We start from the raw sequence: 17,340 nt of genomic DNA, 5'->3' as shown, positions 1-17,340 counted from the left end.
CGGTCCTTGCTGGGGGCTGAACGGAGGGCCGTGGTCATAAGGACCGCGACACGAAGCCAGAAGCGCTTTGAGCCTCCCGTGTCTCCGCTCTCGACCGTCTCGTGATGCTCCTTTCTTCCCCGCGCCCTGGCGGCCGGGTCAGACAAGTTGCAGAGGCTTAGCCGCGAGGGCCGGACAGAGAAACGAAGAAAGGCAGAAAGACATAATGGCTCTTTACGAACATGTGTTTCTTGCCCGGCAGGACCTGTCGCAGCAGCAGGTTGACGCGCTTGTCGAACAGTACAAGGGCGTCATCACCGCGAATGGCGGCTCGGTCGGCCGGATCGAGAACTGGGGACTGAAGTCCCTCACCTACCGGGTCAAGAAGAACCGGAAGGCTTACTACACGCTGATGGACATCACCTGCCCGCCGGCCGCGCTCAACGAGATGGAGCGCCAGATGGGCCTGTCCGAAGACGTGCTGCGCTTCCTGACCATCAAGGTCGAGGCGCATGAGGAAGGCGCTTCGGCGATGATGCAGAAGCGCGAAGAGCGCTCCGAGCGCGGCGGCTTCGGCGACCGCGAGCGTGGCGATCGTGCTCCGCGTTCCTTCGGCGACCGCGACCGCGGCGACCGTGGTCCGCGTTCGTTCGGCGACCGCGAAGGCGGCGACCGTGGCCCGCGCCGTCCGCGCGAAGGCTTTGAAGGGGGTGCAGAATAATGGTCGACATCAACCAGATCCCGACCCGGCGTCCGTTCCATCGCCGCCGCAAGACCTGCCCGTTCTCCGGCGCCAACGCGCCCAAGATCGACTACAAGGACGTGCGTTTGCTGCAGCGCTACATTTCCGAGCGCGGCAAGATCGTGCCCTCGCGCATCACCGCCGTCAGCCAGAAGAAGCAGCGCGAGCTCGCCAAGGCGATCAAGCGCGCTCGCTTCCTCGGCCTGCTGCCTTACGTGGTTCGCTAAGATTTCCGAAGCGGGCGGCTCGCCGCCCGCTTCTTTCACCCACGGCGACGGGCGCCGCTGGGTCTCGATCAAAATCCCGAGTTGGGGCCAATTGCCTCTAACTGCCCAGACAGGCAGGACAGCGACAAGAGCGGCGACGCCGCGCCAAAGCTTCCTGACCTGTTCCAATTCATTCAGCGCCGATCGAACGATCGACGCCCAAACGAAGGAACGAAACCATGGAAGTCATCCTCCTCGAGCGCATTTCCCGCCTCGGCCAGATGGGCGAGACCGTGAAGGTCAAGGACGGGTTCGCCCGCAATTTCCTTTTGCCGCAGGGCAAGGCGCTGCGCGCCAACGAAGCCAACAAGAAGAAGTTCGAGGGCCAGCGCGCCCAGCTCGAAGCCCGCAACCTGGAGCGCAAGTCTGAAGCCTCCAAGATCGCCGAGACGCTCGACGGCAAGAGCTTCATCGTCGTGCGCTCGGCCGGCGAGACCGGCCAGCTCTACGGCTCGGTGTCGACCCGCGACATCGCCGATCTGCTGACCGCCGAAGGCTTCACCGTCAGCCGCAACCAGATCGAGCTCAACCAGCCGATCAAGACCATCGGCCTGTCCAATGTGGCGATCGCGCTGCACCCGGAAGTCGAGGTCACCGTGACGCTCAACGTCGCCCGTTCGGCCGACGAGGCGGAGCGCCAGGCCAAGGGCGAGACGCTGACCACCGCCGAAGCCATCTATGGCGAGGACATCAACGACAACGCCCGGCCGGAGAATTTCTTCGACCCGAATGCCGAGTTCGAGGGCGGCGAAGAGAACGCCTGATCACTGCCTTTCCGAAGCATCGCTTCGGCTCGCAGACGTCCAGTATTTCTGGACCAACGCCCGGGTCTCCGACCCGGGCTTTTTTGTGCCAAAAGGAACTTTTCGACACCCCATATCTTGTGCACATTACAGCGTAGCGCGTCGATTGGACGCGGGCGATGCCCTGTGGCATCTTCGCTCTGGCATTCCAGTCTAATTACCGGGTGATCCGACTGAGGGGACATTTGGTCATGAACATCCTGTTGAAACACGTTCTCGAGCGCCTGGTGCGGGCCGGCGACCTCAAGGTGACCGGACCGAAGGGCACGACGCACAAATTCGGCGACGGCAGCGGCGAACCGGTGCATATCCACATCAAGACCATGCATGCCGAGCGCGCCATCAGCTTCGATCCGATGCTGGCGGTTCCGGAAGCCTATATGGACGGCGAACTGGACGTGATCGAGGGCGGCGTGCTGGGGCTGATGCGCATCGCGTTCCAGAACATGGGCTCGAGCGGCATCGACGTGTCCTGGTCGAAGGCGATCGAGGGTCTGCGCCATGCCTTCCGCCGGCTGCAGCAGATCAACACCGCCGCGCGCTCGCGCCGCAACGTGCAGCGCCACTATGACCTGTCGGGCGAGCTCTACAAGCTCTTCCTCGACGAGGACATGCAGTATTCCTGCGCCTATTTCGAGCAGCCCGACATGACGCTGGACGAGGCGCAGCTGGCCAAGAAGCGCCACATCGCCGCGAAGCTCAGGCTCAAGGCCGGCCAAACCGTGCTCGACATCGGCTCCGGCTGGGGCGGGCTCGGCCTCTATCTCGCCAAGGCCTTCGACGTCGACGTGCAGGGCGTCACGCTCTCCACCGAACAGCATGGCGTCGCCACCGACCGCGCGCATGCGCAAGGCCTCCAGGACCGCGTGCATTTCGAGCTCAAGGACTATCGCCACATCAACGAGCGCTTCGACCGCATCGTCTCGGTCGGCATGTTCGAGCATGTCGGCGTCAACCATTACCGAACCTTCTTCGACAAGACCGCGACTCTGCTCAAGCCGGACGGCGTGATGCTGCTCCACACGATCGGCCGTTCCGGCGTGCCGTGGGCGACCAGCGCCTTCGTCCGCAAATACATCTTCCCGGGCGGCTACATCCCGGCGATGTCGGAGGTGATGCCCGCGATCGAGAAGTCGGGCCTCGTGGTGACGGACATCGAAATCCTGCGGCTGCACTATGCCGATACGCTCAAGCACTGGGGCGCACGCTTTGCCGCCAACCGCGACAAGGCGAAGGCCATCTATGACGAGCGCTTCTGCAGGATGTGGGAGTTCTATCTCGCCGCCTCGGAAGCCGCCTTCCGCTGGCAAGACCTGGTGATCTTCCAGTTCCAGATCGCCAAGAAGAACGACACGCTGCCGGTGACCCGCGACTACATCGCCAAGTGCGAGAAAGCGCTGGAGCTGCGCGACCACGACCATCCGGAGCCGGAAGCGCCCGCCGCCCAGCCGACCAAGCCGACGCGCAGGCGCAAGGCGGTGGAGTAGGTACCTTAGACATCGGCGTTGGAATGTATTGCTGCCTCTACAGCGAGGCCAGTTTCACAGGTCGGCGCTGCCCCTCATCTGGCTGCCGCCATCTTCTCCCCGTGAACGGGGAGAAGGGACGCGGTCATTGATGATTTCGCCAATCACAGGCGTTGCAGAATAGGCGCCAGCCAAGCGGCCAGCTCACTTCTCCCTGTTCACGGGGAGAAGGTGCCGGCAGGCGGATGAGGGGCAGCGCCGCCCTTCGAAATTTCCTTCAAGCCAGCAAGCCGATCATGACTTGCCATTCGGATGATGGCCTGTGACAAGTTCGATCCTGTCATGACCTATCTCATCTACGTCGCCGCAGCCCTTGCCGAGATCGGCGGCTGCTTCTCGTTCTGGGCGTGGTGGCGGCTGGACAAGTCGGCGCTCTGGCTTCTCCCCGGCCTTGTCTCGCTGGCACTGTTCGCCTTCCTGCTGTCGCTGGTCGACACGGACGCGGCGGGCCGCGCCTACGCGGCCTATGGCGGCATCTACATTGCGGCTTCGCTTGGCTGGCTGTGGCTGGTCGAAGGCGTGCGTCCCGACCGCTGGGACCTGGCGGGGGCAGCGCTCTGTATCGTCGGAGCGTCCGTCATCCTGCTGGCGCCGCGCGGGGCTTGAGGGATGGAACTCCCCGCTCCCTTGCGCCAAGGCGTCGACAGCCTGCTGGAGAAGGTGCCGCTGCCGGTGCTGAAGCAGGCTGCAAGGACCCTTTCCGAGCGCTACCGCGCCGAGCTGCGCGACGGTCGCTTGCACATGGGCGAGGACATGGCCGTCAAGGCCTATCTGGCGACGCGGCTGCCAGCCACCTATGCCGCCGTGCGCGCCAGCCTCGATGCGCTGGCCGATGCGCGACCGGATTTCCAGCCGAGGACCCTGCTCGACATCGGCGCCGGGCCTGGCACGATGCTTTGGGCCACCGCAGACGCCTGGCCGGAGCTGGAACAGGCGGTTCTGGTCGAGGCAAGTGCTGCGGTACGCAAGGTCGGGCAGTCGCTCGCAGCCGGCACAATCGGCGCCCGCACCGACTGGGTCGCCGGCGACGCCACCATCGATCTCGATAACCTGACGCCCGCCGATCTCGTCAGCATCGCCTATGTGCTCGATGAGGTCGCGCCGGCCTCGCTGCCAAAGCTCGTCGGCCGGCTCTGGCAACTGACCGGCGACACGCTGCTCATCGTCGAGCCTGGCACGCCCGCCGGCTGGCAGCGCATGGTTGCCGCGCGGCAGCAACTGATCGGAGCCGGCGCCCATGTCCTTGCGCCCTGTTCACATGAGGCGCCCTGCCCGCTCGCGCCGCCCGACTGGTGCCATTTTTCGCGCCGCGTCGCCCGCTCGCGCCTGCATCGGCTGGTCAAGGAAGCGGACGTGCCCTGGGAGGACGAGAAATTCATCTATCTCGCCGCCTCCCGGCTACCGGCGCCCGCGCGCCCGGCACGTGTGATCGCGCCGCCGAAAGGCGGCTCGGGCAAGGTGGTGCTGAAACTATGCCGGCCCGATGCCGGCGCGGGAGAGCAACTCTTCAGCAAGCGCGACGGCGATGTCTTCAAGGCGGCGCGGCGGGCGGACTGGGGCGATTCGCTGCTATAGGAATTTTCTTGTTTTGTTCTCGTTTGAAGAGCTATCTTTCGCCTCTTCGATTCGAGTCAATGACGATTCTTTCCACCAGAAAATTTTGGCTGTGAATCGCGAGTATCAAAGTCAGTCAGAATCGTACTGTTGCAGAAAGGTCAGCATCGAATCTTCCCGTTCTGGTATCGAGGATAGCGGGATCGAAATCGGGGATATCATGGCAGAGGCGGCACTGAAATTCGGCGCGGCGGAAACGCCGCTCTATCGCGAGGCACCGAACAATATCGAGGCCGAGCAGGCGCTGCTCGGCGCCATCCTCGTCAACAACGACGCCTTCTACCGGGTCTCGGATTTCCTCAAGCCCGGCCATTTCTACGAGCCGCTGCACCGCCGCATCTTCGAGGTGGCGTCCGAGCTGATCCGCATGGGTAAGATCGCGACGCCGATCACGCTCAAGACCTTCCTGCCGGCCGACGAGAAGGTCGGCGACATGACGGTGGCGCAATATGTCGTGCGGCTGGCGGTGGAAGCGGTCACCGTCGTCAACGCCACCGACTATGGCCGCGCCATCTACGACCTCGCGACGCGCCGGGCGCTGATCACCGTCGGCGAGGACATGGTCAACATCGCCTATGACGCGCCGGTCGACATGTCGCCCTCCGACCAGATCGAGGACGCCGAGCGGCGGCTGTTCGAGCTCGCCGAAACCGGCCGCTATGACGGCGGCTTCGAAAGCTTCAACGATGCAGTCAAGACCGCCGTCGACATGGCCAATGCCGCCTATATGCGCGACGGCCACCTGTCCGGCATCTCGACCGGCCTGCGCGACCTCGACCGCCGCATGGGCGGCCTGCAGCCTTCCGACCTGATCGTGCTCGCCGGACGCCCGGGCATGGGCAAGACCTCCTTGGCCACCAACATCGCCTTCAACATCGCCGAGGCCTATGTCCCGGCGCAGCAGGCCGACGGCACCTTCAAGGCCGCCAATGGCGGCGTCGTCGGCTTCTTCTCGCTGGAAATGTCGTCGGAGCAGCTCGCCACCCGCATCATCTCCGAGCAGACCGAGATCTCGTCATCGAAGATCCGCCGCGGCGAGATCACCGAGATGGATTTCGAAAAACTCGTCGCCTGCTCGCAGACGATGCAGAAGATCCCGCTGTTCATCGACCAGACCGGCGGTATCTCGATCGCGCAGCTTTCCGCCCGCGCGCGGCGCCTGAAGCGCCAGCGCGGCCTCGACCTCATCGTCATCGACTATATCCAGCTGATGCAGGGATCGAGCGCGCGCGCCTCGCAGAACCGCGTGCAGGAAATCACCGAGATCACCACGGGCCTGAAAGCTTTAGCCAAGGAGCTCGGCGTGCCGATCATCGCGCTGTCGCAGCTGTCGCGTCAGGTCGAAAGCCGCGACGACAAGCGCCCGCAGCTCTCGGACCTTCGCGAATCCGGCTCCATCGAGCAGGACGCCGACGTGGTGCTGTTCGTCTATCGCGAGGAGTACTACCTCAAGAACCGCGAGCCGAAGCTCGGCACCGAGGAATACGTCAAGTGGGAAAACGAGATGAACGAGGCGCGCGGCAAGGCCGAGTGCATCGTCGCCAAGCAGCGCCACGGACCGACCGGCACCGTCAGCCTCGCCTTCCACGGCGAATTCACGCGGTTTTCCGATCTGGCGGAAGAGCATCATCTGCCGGAGAGGTTTGAGTAGGCGCGTGCTGGGGACCACAGCAAAAGTGACGAGCGTTGGCGCTCTACGGCGCCCCCCTCTGTCCTGCCGGACATCTCCCCCACAAGGGGGGAGATTGGCCGTCGCCACCGCCGCCACTTTTTTCTGCAACGTTGAAAATTGGCGAAAGCCGTCGTGCGGTCCGATCTCCCCCCAAGTGGGGGAGATGTCCGGCAGGACAGAGGGGGGCGCGAAGGAACGCGGCGCTCGCCAACTGGCGAGAAGGTAGCAGCGTGGCCAAACCCCGCGTTCAGTTCATCTGCCAGAATTGCGGCTCGGTGCATCAGCGCTGGGCCGGCAAATGCGACGCCTGCGGCGAGTGGAACACGCTGGTCGAGGAAGGCACCGCTGGCGGCATCGGCTCGGGGCCGGCCAACACGCGCAACGCGCGAAAAGGTCGCGCCGTGGTGCTGACCAGTCTCGCCGGCGACATCGAGGACGCGCCGCGCATCGTCTCCGGCATCGGCGAGCTCGACCGCGCCACCGGCGGCGGCTTCGTGCGCGGTTCGGCGCTGCTGGTCGGCGGCGATCCCGGCATTGGCAAGTCGACGCTTTTGACGCAAGCCGCCGCCGCGCTCGCCTCGAAGGGCCACCGCATCGTCTATGTCTCGGGCGAGGAGGCCGTCGCGCAGATCAGGCTGCGCGCCCAGCGGCTCGGCGTCGCCTCGACGCCGGTCGAGCTTGCCGCCGAAACCAATGTCGAGGACATTCTGGCGACCATCGCCGACGGCAAGCGGCCGGACCTCGTCATTCTCGATTCCATCCAGACGCTGTGGACCGACCTTGCCGATTCGGCGCCGGGCACGGTCACGCAGGTGCGGGCGGCCGCTCAGGCGATGATCCGCTACGCGAAATCCACTGGTGCGGCGATCGTGCTTGTCGGCCATGTCACCAAGGAGGGCCAGATCGCCGGCCCGCGCGTCGTCGAGCACATGGTCGACGGCGTGCTCTATTTCGAGGGCGAAGGCAACCACCACTTCCGCATTCTGCGCACTGTGAAGAACCGCTTCGGGCCGACCGACGAGATCGGGGTGTTCGAAATGTCGGACAAGGGCCTGCGCGAGGTCTCCAATCCGTCCGAGCTTTTCCTCGGCGAACGGCACGCGAAATCGCCGGGCGCGGCGGTTTTCGCGGGCATGGAAGGCACGCGGCCGGTGCTGGTCGAGATCCAGGCGCTGGTCGCGCCCTCCTCGCTCGGCACGCCGCGCCGCGCCGTGGTCGGCTGGGACGGCGCGCGGCTGTCGATGGTGCTCGCGGTGCTCGAGGCGCATTGCGGCGTGCGCTTCGGCCAGCACGACGTCTATCTCAATGTCGCCGGCGGCTACCGGATCTCGGAGCCGGCGGCCGATCTGGCGGTCGCCGCCGCGCTGGTTTCGTCGCTCACCGGTCTTGCCCTTCCCGCCGATTGCGTCTATTTCGGCGAAATCAGCCTATCGGGCGCCGTCAGGCCGGTTGCGCATGCGCAGCAGCGCCTCAAGGAAGCCGAAAAGCTGGGCTTTGGAAGCGCGGTGCTGCCGCTCGGCAGCGAGGAAGTTGCCGGGGGGATCGGGGCCGGCGCGTTCCAGCCCACCGAGCTTGCCGACCTTGTGGCGCGCATAGCCGGCTCACGGCGCGGCCGTGCCGACGTCGAGGAGTGATGCGGCTCATCAAGCCGCAAGACAGGAAGTGGGGCGAGAACCATGCCGATTACGCTGCTTGACGGAATCCTCGTCGGCTTCACCCTGGTCTCAGCCATGCTCGCCATGGTGCGCGGCTTCTCCCGCGAAGTGCTGTCGGTCGTCTCCTGGGCGGCGGCGGCGGCGGCGGCGTTCTTCTTCTACAAGCCGGTCCTGCCCTATGTGCAGCCCTATATCGACAACGACAAGATCGCGATGGCGGCTTCCGCCGGCATCGTCTTCCTGATCGCGCTGATCGTCGTCTCCGTCATCACGATGAAGCTTGCCGACTGGATCATCGATTCGCGCATCGGCGCGCTCGACCGCACGCTCGGCTTCCTCTATGGCGCGGCGCGCGGCATCCTGGTGGTCGCGGTGGCGCTTCTGTTCTTCAACTGGCTGGCCGGCGCCAAGGCGCCCGCCTGGATCGCCAACGCCAAGTCGCGGCCGTTGCTCGAGACGATCGGCGCCAAGCTCGAAAGCGTGCTGCCGGAAAACACCGAGGAACTGGTCAATAAATACACGCATAAGGGCACGCCGCAGGCCGGCGCGCCGGCCACCACCGACCAGCCCGCGGCCGAGCCGCCGGCCGGCGACGACAACGCGCCGGCGCCCGACGACAGCGAGGGCGAGGCGCCTGCCGACAACGAGCCGGCTCCGACACCTGCTCCTGCTCCTGCTCCGGCTCCCGCTCCAGCGCCGGCAAACTGAAATCCAGGCCGGCCACAGCGCTGGCCTGAGGCAATTTGTGAATGCTTGACGAGGTGCGTTGCGTTCCGCGAGAGATCGCCCTATATGGCGGCTTTAGCGGAGCTTGAGCACCAGATGGCAGACTCAACGGCAGATGCAGGCAATGTCCTTTCCGCCGAGGCTGACGATCATTTCCACGACGAATGCGGCGTGTTCGGCATCTTCGGCCGGCAGGACGCGGCGGCGATCGTGACACTCGGCCTGCACGCCTTGCAGCATCGCGGCCAGGAAGCGGCCGGCATCGTCTCCTATGACGGCACCCAGTTCCATGTCGAACGCCATGTCGGCCTGATCGGCGATACCTTCACCAAGCAGCGCGTCATCGACAGCCTGCAGGGCAATCGCGCCATCGGCCATACGCGCTACGCCACGACCGGCGGCGCCGGCCTGCGCAACATCCAGCCTTTCTTCGCCGAGCTTGCAGAGGGCGGTCTTGCCGTCGCCCACAACGGCAACCTCACCAACGCGCTCACCGTGCAGCGCGCGCTGCAGAAACAGGGCTCGATCTTCTCCTCGACGTCAGACACCGAGACGCTGCTGCATCTGGTCGCGACCAGCAAGGAGCGCGATCTGAATTCGCGCTTCATCGACGCGGTGCGCCAGGTGGAGGGCGCCTTCTCACTGGTGGCGATGACGGCCAAGAAGATGATCGGCTGCCGCGACCCGCTTGGAATCCGGCCTCTGGTGCTGGGCGACCTCGACGGCGCCTGGATCCTCGCTTCGGAGACCTGCGCGCTCGACATCATCGGCGCCCGCTTCGTGCGCGATATCAAGCCCGGCGAGATGGTGGTCATCACCTCCAAGGGGATCGAAAGCATCTTCCCGTTCGAGCCGCAGAAGACGCGCTTCTGCATCTTCGAATATGTCTATTTCGCGCGCCCGGATTCATCGGTCGAGGGCCGCAACGTCTACGAGGTGCGCAAGCGCATCGGCGCGGAGCTGGCACAGGAAAACCCGGTCGAGGCCGACATTGTCGTGCCGGTGCCGGATTCCGGCACGCCGGCCGCGATCGGCTTCTCACAAGCCGCCGGCATCCCCTTCGAGCTCGGCATCATCCGCAACCATTATGTCGGACGCACCTTCATCCAGCCCGGCGATTCGATCCGCCACATGGGCGTGAAGCTGAAGCACAACGCCAACCGCCGCATGATCGAGGGCAAGCGCGTGGTGCTGGTCGACGATTCGATCGTGCGCGGCACCACCAGCCAGAAGATCGTGCAGATGGTGCGCGACGCCGGCGCGAAGGAAGTGCATATGCGCATCGCCTCGCCGCCGACCAGCGCATCCTGCTTCTACGGCGTCGATACGCCCGAGAAGTCGAAGCTGCTCGCATCGCGCATGTCGGTCGAGGAGATGGCGGAGTTCATCCGCGTCGATTCGCTTGGTTTCCTGTCGATCGACGGGCTCTACCGCGCCGTCGGCGAGGCGCGCCGGGACAACGACCAGCCGCAATTCTGCGACGCCTGCTTCACGGGACAGTACCCCACCCGCCTGCTCGACTTCGAAGGCCACGACAATGTGCGCACGCTGTCGCTGCTGGCGTCGAGCGGGTCGTAAGCACTCTACGGAATTCCTGAATGACTCTCGACCTTTCCGGCCGCGTGGCGGTCGTAACCGGCGCCTCGCGCGGCATCGGCTATTTCATCGCCAGGGAACTGGCGGCGGCCGGCGCGCATGTGATCGCGGTGGCGCGCACGGTGGGCGGGTTGGAAGAGCTCGACGACCAGATCAAGGCCGATGGCCGCGGACAGGCGACGCTGGTGCCGCTCGACCTGACCGACATGCCGGGCATCGACCGTCTCGGCGGCGCCATCCACGAACGCTGGGGCAAGCTCGACATCCTCGTCGCCAATGCCGGCGTGCTCGGCGTCATCTCGCCGATCGGCCATGTCGAGGCCAAGACCTTCGACAAGGTGATGACCGTCAACGTCACCTCGACCTGGCGGCTGATCCGTTCGGTCGATCCGCTGCTGCGGCTCTCCGACGCCGGCCGCGCCATCATCATGACCTCCAACGCGGCGCATTCGGCGCGCGCCTTCTGGGCGCCCTACGCGGCGTCCAAGGCGGCGGTCGAAACGATGATGCGCTCCTGGGCGCATGAGACCGAGAGCCTGCCGCTGAGGGTGAACGCCGCAGATCCGGGCGCGACCCGCACGGCGATGCGCGCGCAGGCCATGCCCGGCGAGGATCCGGAGACGCTGCCGCACCCCTCCGAGATCGCCAGGCGCATCGTGCCGCTGGCAAGCCCGGAGCTGAAGGAGACGGGCCTGATCTTCCAGGCCAAGCACAACCGCTTCGTCGCCTACCGGCAGCCGGAATAATTCGGGTTCAAAACGCGTCGCGGCCGACTGAGCCCGCCTGGCGAAAGCCCTCTTCACGGGTCTGTGAACGGTGCTGCGGAAGCGTGTTCCGCCGCCCTGCTTTCGCCGCTCCAAGGGAGTTGCTAGGATCGGTCCGACTCCGACATTCAAGCAAAGCGAGGAATTCCCATGGCTGCCACCCCCAGCGTAGCGTTGGTCTGGTATCTGGTGATCGCCGGCCCGCAAGGCGGCATGGTGGTGCTGCCCAGCACCTTCGACACCCGCGAGCAGTGCTCCAACGCCATCACCGAATATCAGAAGCAGCCGACGCCGCAGGGCTGGGCCGTGCAATGCGTGCCGAGCGCCTCGCCGTTCACCGATGAAGGCGATGCGGAGACGCCGTCGGCGCAGTAGCGGAGCACTGAAGCTGCTAATCTCCCCCCTCGTGGCCGGCAGGCCAGAGGGGGGCGCCAAGGAACGCCAGCCTTTTGCTTTGCTTCAGCCGAAGCTTCGAAATTTCGTAGATTTCGCCTGGCCAAACTTCGAAACGTCGGCGGGACAGCGCCCCCCTCTGCCCTGCCGGGCATCTCCCCCACGAGGGGGGAGATTGGCTGTGTCACCGCCCCGCGCTCACGCTCAGCGCCGGCTTGTTGTTGATCGTCTGAAACACCACGCAGTAGCGCTCGGTGAGCTTCATCAGCGAATCGATGCGCTCCCGCGGCTCGTCCGTGTCGAGATCGAATTTGAGCCTTATCTCGCGAAAGCCGACCGGCGCATCACGGGCGACGCCGAGCGTGCCGCGAAAATCGAGGTCGCCCTCTGCCTCGAGGGTGGCGTTGCCGAGCTTGAACTCCAGCGCCGTCGCCACCGCTTTCAGCGTCACGCCCGCGCAAGCGACCAGCGCCTCCAGCAGCATGTCGCCAGAGCATAGCTCAAGGCCCGAACCGCCGGTGGCCGGATGAAGCCCGGCGACGGCGAGCGCCCTGCCCGTCTCCACCTTGCAGGCGATCGACTGGTCGTCGAGCGTGCCGCGCGCTCTCAGCGTGACCAGCGCCTTGGCGGCATTATCGCGATAGGCTTCCTTCAGCGGCGCCTGCAGGGCCTTGAGTGCGGTGGCGTCCATTGGGTTGTCCTCCCGTACGTCTTTGTGGTTGATAGCACATAATTCAGCTTGGGTTCCTCGCCCCCATGAAATGGGGGAGAGGTGGCTCGGCGAAGCCGAGACGGAGAGGGGGAGCGCCATACGAAGGCCCCCTCTCCGTCCGCTTCGCGGACACCTCTCCCCCGCCTTTGGCGGGGGCGAGGAACCCAGGTTTTGAGACGCCCCTTTGACTTCCCTCGCCCCAGCCATACCTTTGCGGATGCCATTCAAGCGGAGCCCTCATGCGATCCAAACTCGTCCCCCTCATCGTCCTGGCGCTCGCCGCCTTCGCTCAGCCAGCCCTCGCCGCCGAGACAGCCGAACGCCCCGCGCCGACCGGCGGCGTGCTGTCGCTGTTGCCGCCGCCGCAGGTGACCGAGCATTCGATCACGCTTGGCGGACGCAAGCTGGACTACCAGGCCAAGGCCGGCACGCTGTCGCTCCTGTCGGGCAAGGGCGACGTCACGGCCGAGATCTTCTATGTCGCCTACACGCAGCAGTCGCCCGCCCCGGCGAAGGACCGGCCGATCACTTTCGTGTTCAACGGCGGGCCGGGCGCGGCGTCTGCCTATCTGCATCTCGGCGCGATCGGGCCGCGCATCGTCGAGACCGCAGCCGACGGCGAGTTCCGGCCACCGCCGCAAAAGCTCATCGACAATCCCGACAGCTGGCTCGACATGAGCGATCTCGTCTTCGTCGATCCGGTCGGCACCGGCTACAGCCGGGAGGCGCCTGGGCACGAGGGCAAAGAGTTCTGGAGCGTCGATGCCGACGCCAGCTCGGTCGGGGCCTTCATCCGGCTCTATCTGGCACAGAACGGCCGCACCGGATCGCCGCTGTTCCTCGCCGGCGAGAGCTATGGCGGCTTTCGTGCGGCGCTGCTTGCCCGCACGCTGCAGGAGGATGTGGGCCTGAGCCCCAGCGGCATCGTGCTGATCTCGCCGGCGCTGGAATTCATGCTGGTGCGGCCCGACCAGTTCGACCAGTTGCACTGGGCGCTGGAGCTGCCGTCGCTGGCGGCGACCCGCCTAAAGGGCGATGGCGTGAGCGGCGACGCGCTGCGCGACAGGCTGGCCGAGGTCGAGCACTACGCGCTCGGCGACTACCTGACGGCGTTGAACAGCGGACTGGAGCAAGGCGGCAAGCTGGCAAGCGGACGCGTTTCGGAGCTCGCTGGCCTGCCGCTCGATCTCGTCCAGCGCAATTTCGCCCGCATCCCGACAGGCCTTTTCGCCAAGGAATTCCAACGCGCCACCGGCAAGGTGCTCAGCCCCTATGACGCCACCATCGGCACCGCCGACATCGCCCCGCAAAGCCCGCGCGACGCCGGCCCCGATCCGGTGCTCGACCGCAGCGTTCCGGCTCTGACTTCCGCTTTTGTCGCCTATGCCCGCGACGAGCTCAACTACCGCACCGATGTCAGCTACCGGCTGCTCAATGGCGAGGTCACCCGCAACTGGGACTACGGCACCTCGGGCCAGGGCTATGCCGGCGTGATGAACGACCTGCAGCGGGCGCGCTCGCTCAACCCGGCGCTCGGCGTCGTCATCGTCAACGGCTACACCGACCTCGTCACGCCCTATCTCGCCTCGCGCTATCTTGTGAACCAGCTTCCTTCGCTGTCCGACGCCAAGCCGATCCGGCTCGACGTCGTCGAAGGCGGCCACATGATGTATCTGCGGCCGGACGGGCGCCGTACGTTGAAGGACGCGGCATCGGAGCTTTATCAGGCGACGCAGTGAGCGCTACCGGCGGTCCCTGCTGCGGCGCGATGGTGAGGTCAGGAACCGCCACTACCGCTGGCCGTTGGCGGACGGTGCCCCGACAGGGCTTCAACGGCGTCTTCGATGCTGGCAGGCTGCAGCTCGACGTCCTCCAGATATAGTCGCCCGGCCACAATCTGACCGTCGACAATTTCGAACAGCGCGACCCCGCGCACCTCGAAGGGCTGCCCGTCGGAGCGAGTACCCGACCAATGCCATTCGATCCAGGTCGTGTCGCCGTCCTGGACCGAGCGCGTGACCGCCGCGTGGAAGTCAGGTATTCCCGCGAACATGGCCTCCCAGTTGGCCCGCATCTGGTCCCGCCCGACGAAGGCTCTGCCCGGGTGCGCCGGCTGTGTGCTCCGATAGTTCTCGTGGATGAGAGCGGTGACGGCGTCGAGATCATGCGCATTCATCGCGGTGACCAGTCGATCGATCACGTCCGTCATCGCACTTCCGGACTTGTGCAACGCAGGCATTGGCGCTCTCCGTGGTCTACTGCCGGTGCAAGCCACGCCGATCAATCCGCGAGCCTCAAAATTACCTGATCGGGCTATTGCCGTCCAGCATTGCAAGGCTCCGAACATGCTCGCTGCCTCTCGAGCAGCGCAGCCCCTGCTTTCGCCCGTAGCTTGGCGCGCGGCCGTGATTTGGAGCGTACGGCTTGTTCGAGCCAAGCACGGTCGTAGGTCATGCGAACACCTTACTTCTTGTCGGTCAGCGAGCGTCGCAGCTGGTCGTCGAGGGTCGCAAATTCGCCGGCCAAGCGGTCACAGGCGGCGCGATCAGCCTGGCAGCGGATTTTCCGTTTTATGATCCAATGGCCTTGCGAGTCCTTGTCCAGCCACCGGCAGGTGACCGCGGGATAGGCCTTCTCGGACGGCTTTGTAAAAACCCATTGCGTCACGCCGTCATCACCGACGAATAGGTCGAAGCGGTCTGATGCCGGAGCTTGACGGAGGCTCGCCCGCACCTGCCTGAGAAAATCCGCCGTGCCGCCACCGTGGATACCGCACATCGCCGAAGGACCATGCTCGTAGCGGTAAACGGTTTCGGCGCCGGAGATATCCGCGCTCGCGATCAGTATTGCGCCCGCTACAAAGACTGCTTTCACCCGATGCCCCTCCCCCAGCCTTCGCCACGCTATCATCCGATGCAGGGATTGCCATCCCTGCGCCAACGCAAGCGCCCTGCTGGCGCAGCGCTGCCCTTGTTTTCACTCGTATAGCTGCGGATGTGGTGCCGGTCGGACGGGCCACCTCCGGGCAAGCAGATCGATACCATGGCCGAAGTCGTCGTCCTCGATAGCCGCGAAAGGGTGCTGGCCGGCATCCTGTTCACGGCTGCCGCCTATTTCCTGTTTTCGGCGCAGGACGCCTCGATCAAGCTTCTGGTCGCCGGCATGACGGTCTGGCAGATCATGTTCGTGCGTTCCATCACCGTGCTGCTCGCCTGCGGCGCGATCGGCGGGAAGCGGCTGTTCGCCGATACGATCGATTCGCCAATCGTCAAGCCGATGCTGGTGCGCAGCGCCTGGCTTTGCTACTACAACGCCGCCCGCTCGCTGCAGCTCGCCGAGCTCACGACCATCTATTATGCCGCGCCGATCATCGTCACCGTGCTGTCGGTGCTGATCCTGGGCGAGACGGTGCCGCTGTTGCGCTGGACCGCGGTGTTCATCGGTTTCGTCGGTGTCTTCATCGCCTGCGATCCGACGCGGCTCGGCCTTTCCGTGCCGGTGCTTCTGGTGCTAGCCGCCGCGGTTTTGTGGGGCATAGCCGTCGTGCTCATGCGCAAGACCGCCATGCAGGAGCGCACCATGATCCAGCTCGTGCTCAACAATTTCTATTTCCTGCTCTTCTCGGCAGTACCGGCGCTGATCTGGTGGCGCATGCCCGACGGGCCGCAGCTCCTGCTGCTTATCAGCGTCGGGGCTCTCGGCGGGGTGGCGCAATATGTGCTGTTCGAAGGCATGAAACGCGCGCCGGTATCGATCGTGGCGCCGTTCGAATACACCTCGCTGGTGTGGGCCTTCGCGCTGGGCTTCGCCATCTGGGGCGACGTGCCGCGCACGGAGGTGTTCATGGGCGCGGCGCTGATCGTCGGCGCCGGCTTGCTCATCGTCGGCAACGAGCATTTCCGCAAGCGGGAGCAGGCCTGATGACAGAAGGCTGTCAGGAGCAACCAGGTAGGCTGGCGCCATGACGGACACGCTCGATATGCCGCAGAAGCTCACGCTTGGCGCCGCCGACGCAGCGGCCGAGCGCACGCTCGGCATCATCCTGGTGTCGGCATCGGCCATCGCCTTCGCGCTTACCGGCGTGCTGACCAAGTCGATCCATGCCGATCCGCTGACCATCACCTGCTGGCGCGGTTTTTTCGGCTCGATCCTGATCACGCTCTATGTGCTGTGGCGCCGGCGCCGCTCGGGCGGGCGCGAGAGCCTCAGATTGGGCTGGCGCGGTTGGCTGCTGGCGGTCGAGGGTGCCGCCGCCAGCGTCGCCTTCATCTCGGCCTTCAAATACACCTATGTCGCCAATGTCGCGGTCATCTACGCGACATCGCCCTTCATCGCCGCACTGCTTGCCTTCCTTCTGGTGCGGGAGAAATTCCGGCTGCAGACGATGCTGGCAGCGGCCGTGTCGCTGTGCGGCGTCGCCATCATGGTTGGCGGCGGCCTCGGCAGCGGCCATCTGTTCGGCGACGGCCTGGCGCTTTTGATGACTGCCGGCAGCGCGCTTTACATGATCATGGTGCGCGCCTTCCGCGACTCGCCGGTTGTCTGGGCGGGCGCGGTCTCGGCCTTCCTGCTCTTCGTGCTCGGCTGGTTCGTCACCGATCCGCTGGCCGTCTCGACGCGCGACGTGGTGCTACTTGCCACCTTCGGCTGCTCATTCGCCCTGGCCTCGATCCTGTGGACGGAAGGCTCGCGGCTCATTCCGGCGGCCGAATCCGGCCTGCTGGGCTCGGCGGAAGTGCCGTTCGCCATCCTGTTTGCCCTGGTCTTCCTCGGCGAAACCCCGCCCATGGCCAGCGTCATCGGCGGCGCCATCGTGCTTTGCGCGGTCTTTGCCCATGCCGGACGCGACTGGCTGAAGGCGAAATCGGCACCCTCGTAAAAAATATTTTGCC

The 17,340-nt window shown here is 65.4% G+C and carries 18 protein-coding genes; 15 read left to right on the top strand and 3 right to left on the bottom strand.

Annotated features, from left to right (window positions below; translation table 11 throughout):
* Positions 1 to 205: 205 nt before the first annotated feature.
* The 12 genes from rpsF to EN862_RS13860 all read left to right on the top strand — a co-directional run bounded on the left by rpsF (position 206) and on the right by EN862_RS13860 (position 11,718).
* Positions 206 to 700 (top strand): 30S ribosomal protein S6, encoded by a 495-nt coding sequence (gene rpsF / locus EN862_RS13920; protein WP_127864906.1) that lies wholly within the window; start codon positions 206 to 208, stop codon positions 698 to 700.
* A complete protein-coding gene (gene rpsR / locus EN862_RS13915; RefSeq protein ID WP_006203718.1) occupies positions 700 to 948 on the top strand; it encodes a 30S ribosomal protein S18 in 249 nt (82 codons plus the stop codon). Before rpsF ends, rpsR begins: the two co-directional genes overlap by 1 nt.
* 218 nt (positions 949 to 1,166) lie before the next feature.
* Positions 1,167 to 1,751, top strand: a complete 585-nt coding sequence (gene rplI / locus EN862_RS13910; protein WP_127864905.1) for a 50S ribosomal protein L9 — start codon at positions 1,167 to 1,169, stop codon at positions 1,749 to 1,751.
* Positions 1,752 to 1,981: 230 nt separating this feature from the next.
* Positions 1,982 to 3,277, top strand: coding sequence for a cyclopropane-fatty-acyl-phospholipid synthase family protein (locus EN862_RS13905; RefSeq protein WP_127864904.1), 1,296 nt, complete (start codon positions 1,982 to 1,984; stop codon positions 3,275 to 3,277).
* Between the two features lie 321 nt (positions 3,278 to 3,598).
* Complete coding sequence (locus EN862_RS13900) at positions 3,599 to 3,922, top strand: YnfA family protein (RefSeq protein WP_127864903.1); 324 nt, start codon at positions 3,599 to 3,601, stop codon at positions 3,920 to 3,922.
* A 3-nt stretch (positions 3,923 to 3,925) separates the two neighbouring features.
* Positions 3,926 to 4,891 carry a small ribosomal subunit Rsm22 family protein gene (locus tag EN862_RS13895; protein ID WP_127864902.1) on the top strand — a complete coding sequence of 322 codons (966 nt, stop codon included), beginning with the start codon at positions 3,926 to 3,928 and terminating at the stop codon, positions 4,889 to 4,891.
* A gap of 199 nt (positions 4,892 to 5,090) precedes the next feature.
* Positions 5,091 to 6,581: a replicative DNA helicase gene (locus EN862_RS13890; RefSeq protein ID WP_127864901.1), complete on the top strand. Its 1,491-nt coding sequence runs from the start codon at positions 5,091 to 5,093 to the stop codon at positions 6,579 to 6,581.
* A 251-nt stretch (positions 6,582 to 6,832) separates the two neighbouring features.
* Positions 6,833 to 8,236: a DNA repair protein RadA gene (radA, locus tag EN862_RS13880; RefSeq protein ID WP_127864900.1), complete on the top strand. Its 1,404-nt coding sequence runs from the start codon at positions 6,833 to 6,835 to the stop codon at positions 8,234 to 8,236.
* 42 nt (positions 8,237 to 8,278) lie between these two features.
* Positions 8,279 to 8,965, top strand: coding sequence for a CvpA family protein (locus EN862_RS13875; protein ID WP_127864899.1), 687 nt, complete (start codon positions 8,279 to 8,281; stop codon positions 8,963 to 8,965).
* Positions 8,966 to 9,079: 114 nt separating this feature from the next.
* The gene (gene purF, locus EN862_RS13870; RefSeq protein WP_127864898.1) at positions 9,080 to 10,561 is read left to right on the top strand and encodes an amidophosphoribosyltransferase; all 1,482 of its coding nucleotides are present in this window, start codon (positions 9,080 to 9,082) and stop codon (positions 10,559 to 10,561) included.
* 20 nt (positions 10,562 to 10,581) lie between these two features.
* The gene (locus EN862_RS13865; RefSeq protein WP_127864897.1) at positions 10,582 to 11,325 is read left to right on the top strand and encodes an SDR family NAD(P)-dependent oxidoreductase; all 744 of its coding nucleotides are present in this window, start codon (positions 10,582 to 10,584) and stop codon (positions 11,323 to 11,325) included.
* Between the two features lie 168 nt (positions 11,326 to 11,493).
* The gene (locus EN862_RS13860; protein ID WP_127864896.1) at positions 11,494 to 11,718 is read left to right on the top strand and encodes a hypothetical protein; all 225 of its coding nucleotides are present in this window, start codon (positions 11,494 to 11,496) and stop codon (positions 11,716 to 11,718) included.
* A gap of 202 nt (positions 11,719 to 11,920) precedes the next feature.
* On the opposite strand, the gene EN862_RS13855 is transcribed toward EN862_RS13860, so the two are convergent.
* On the bottom strand, positions 11,921 to 12,427 hold the full coding sequence (locus EN862_RS13855; protein ID WP_127864895.1) for an OsmC family protein: 507 nt from the start codon (positions 12,425 to 12,427) through the stop codon (positions 11,921 to 11,923).
* Between the two features lie 260 nt (positions 12,428 to 12,687).
* Between EN862_RS13855 and EN862_RS13850 the strand changes: the two genes are divergently transcribed.
* Positions 12,688 to 14,187 carry a peptidase S10 gene (locus EN862_RS13850; protein ID WP_127864894.1) on the top strand — a complete coding sequence of 500 codons (1,500 nt, stop codon included), beginning with the start codon at positions 12,688 to 12,690 and terminating at the stop codon, positions 14,185 to 14,187.
* A 38-nt stretch (positions 14,188 to 14,225) separates the two neighbouring features.
* Here the strand turns inward: EN862_RS13850 and EN862_RS13845 are convergent, their stop codons facing one another.
* Both EN862_RS13845 and EN862_RS13840 read right to left on the bottom strand, forming a co-directional pair.
* Positions 14,226 to 14,657: a nuclear transport factor 2 family protein gene (locus EN862_RS13845; protein WP_189401781.1), complete on the bottom strand. Its 432-nt coding sequence runs from the start codon at positions 14,655 to 14,657 to the stop codon at positions 14,226 to 14,228.
* A 254-nt stretch (positions 14,658 to 14,911) separates the two neighbouring features.
* A complete protein-coding gene (locus tag EN862_RS13840) occupies positions 14,912 to 15,322 on the bottom strand; it encodes a hypothetical protein (RefSeq protein WP_193771564.1) in 411 nt (136 codons plus the stop codon).
* A gap of 168 nt (positions 15,323 to 15,490) precedes the next feature.
* Between EN862_RS13840 and EN862_RS13835 the strand changes: the two genes are divergently transcribed.
* Both EN862_RS13835 and EN862_RS13830 read left to right on the top strand, forming a co-directional pair.
* Positions 15,491 to 16,369 carry a DMT family transporter gene (locus tag EN862_RS13835; RefSeq protein WP_127864891.1) on the top strand — a complete coding sequence of 293 codons (879 nt, stop codon included), beginning with the start codon at positions 15,491 to 15,493 and terminating at the stop codon, positions 16,367 to 16,369.
* Positions 16,370 to 16,409: 40 nt separating this feature from the next.
* On the top strand, positions 16,410 to 17,327 hold the full coding sequence (locus tag EN862_RS13830; RefSeq protein ID WP_245519572.1) for a DMT family transporter: 918 nt from the start codon (positions 16,410 to 16,412) through the stop codon (positions 17,325 to 17,327).
* Positions 17,328 to 17,340 lie beyond the last annotated feature (13 nt).

Origin of the sequence: Mesorhizobium sp. M2E.F.Ca.ET.219.01.1.1, from assembly GCF_004016445.2 — a bacterium.
Lineage (GTDB): Bacteria > Pseudomonadota > Alphaproteobacteria > Rhizobiales > Rhizobiaceae > Mesorhizobium.
Note: the sequence above shows the minus strand (reverse complement) of the source record. Positions and strands in the feature narration are given on the sequence as shown.

Excerpts from the sequence above, each read along its gene's own strand:
- EN862_RS13845 (WP_189401781.1), bottom strand. The coding sequence starts at position 14,657 with ATGACGGACGTGATCGATCGACTGGTCACCGCGATGAATGCGCATGAT.
- rplI (WP_127864905.1), top strand. The coding sequence starts at position 1,167 with ATGGAAGTCATCCTCCTCGAGCGCATTTCCCGCCTCGGCCAGATGGGC.
- EN862_RS13830 (WP_245519572.1), top strand. The coding sequence starts at position 16,410 with ATGACGGACACGCTCGATATGCCGCAGAAGCTCACGCTTGGCGCCGCC.
- EN862_RS13875 (WP_127864899.1), top strand. The coding sequence starts at position 8,279 with ATGCCGATTACGCTGCTTGACGGAATCCTCGTCGGCTTCACCCTGGTC.
- EN862_RS13900 (WP_127864903.1), top strand. The coding sequence starts at position 3,599 with ATGACCTATCTCATCTACGTCGCCGCAGCCCTTGCCGAGATCGGCGGC.
- rpsF (WP_127864906.1), top strand. The coding sequence starts at position 206 with ATGGCTCTTTACGAACATGTGTTTCTTGCCCGGCAGGACCTGTCGCAG.
- EN862_RS13905 (WP_127864904.1), top strand. The coding sequence starts at position 1,982 with ATGAACATCCTGTTGAAACACGTTCTCGAGCGCCTGGTGCGGGCCGGC.
- EN862_RS13895 (WP_127864902.1), top strand. The coding sequence starts at position 3,926 with ATGGAACTCCCCGCTCCCTTGCGCCAAGGCGTCGACAGCCTGCTGGAG.
- EN862_RS13855 (WP_127864895.1), bottom strand. The coding sequence starts at position 12,427 with ATGGACGCCACCGCACTCAAGGCCCTGCAGGCGCCGCTGAAGGAAGCC.
- EN862_RS13860 (WP_127864896.1), top strand. The coding sequence starts at position 11,494 with ATGGCTGCCACCCCCAGCGTAGCGTTGGTCTGGTATCTGGTGATCGCC.
- rpsR (WP_006203718.1), top strand. The coding sequence starts at position 700 with ATGGTCGACATCAACCAGATCCCGACCCGGCGTCCGTTCCATCGCCGC.
- EN862_RS13890 (WP_127864901.1), top strand. The coding sequence starts at position 5,091 with ATGGCAGAGGCGGCACTGAAATTCGGCGCGGCGGAAACGCCGCTCTAT.
- purF (WP_127864898.1), top strand. The coding sequence starts at position 9,080 with ATGGCAGACTCAACGGCAGATGCAGGCAATGTCCTTTCCGCCGAGGCT.
- EN862_RS13850 (WP_127864894.1), top strand. The coding sequence starts at position 12,688 with ATGCGATCCAAACTCGTCCCCCTCATCGTCCTGGCGCTCGCCGCCTTC.
- EN862_RS13865 (WP_127864897.1), top strand. The coding sequence starts at position 10,582 with ATGACTCTCGACCTTTCCGGCCGCGTGGCGGTCGTAACCGGCGCCTCG.
- EN862_RS13835 (WP_127864891.1), top strand. The coding sequence starts at position 15,491 with ATGGCCGAAGTCGTCGTCCTCGATAGCCGCGAAAGGGTGCTGGCCGGC.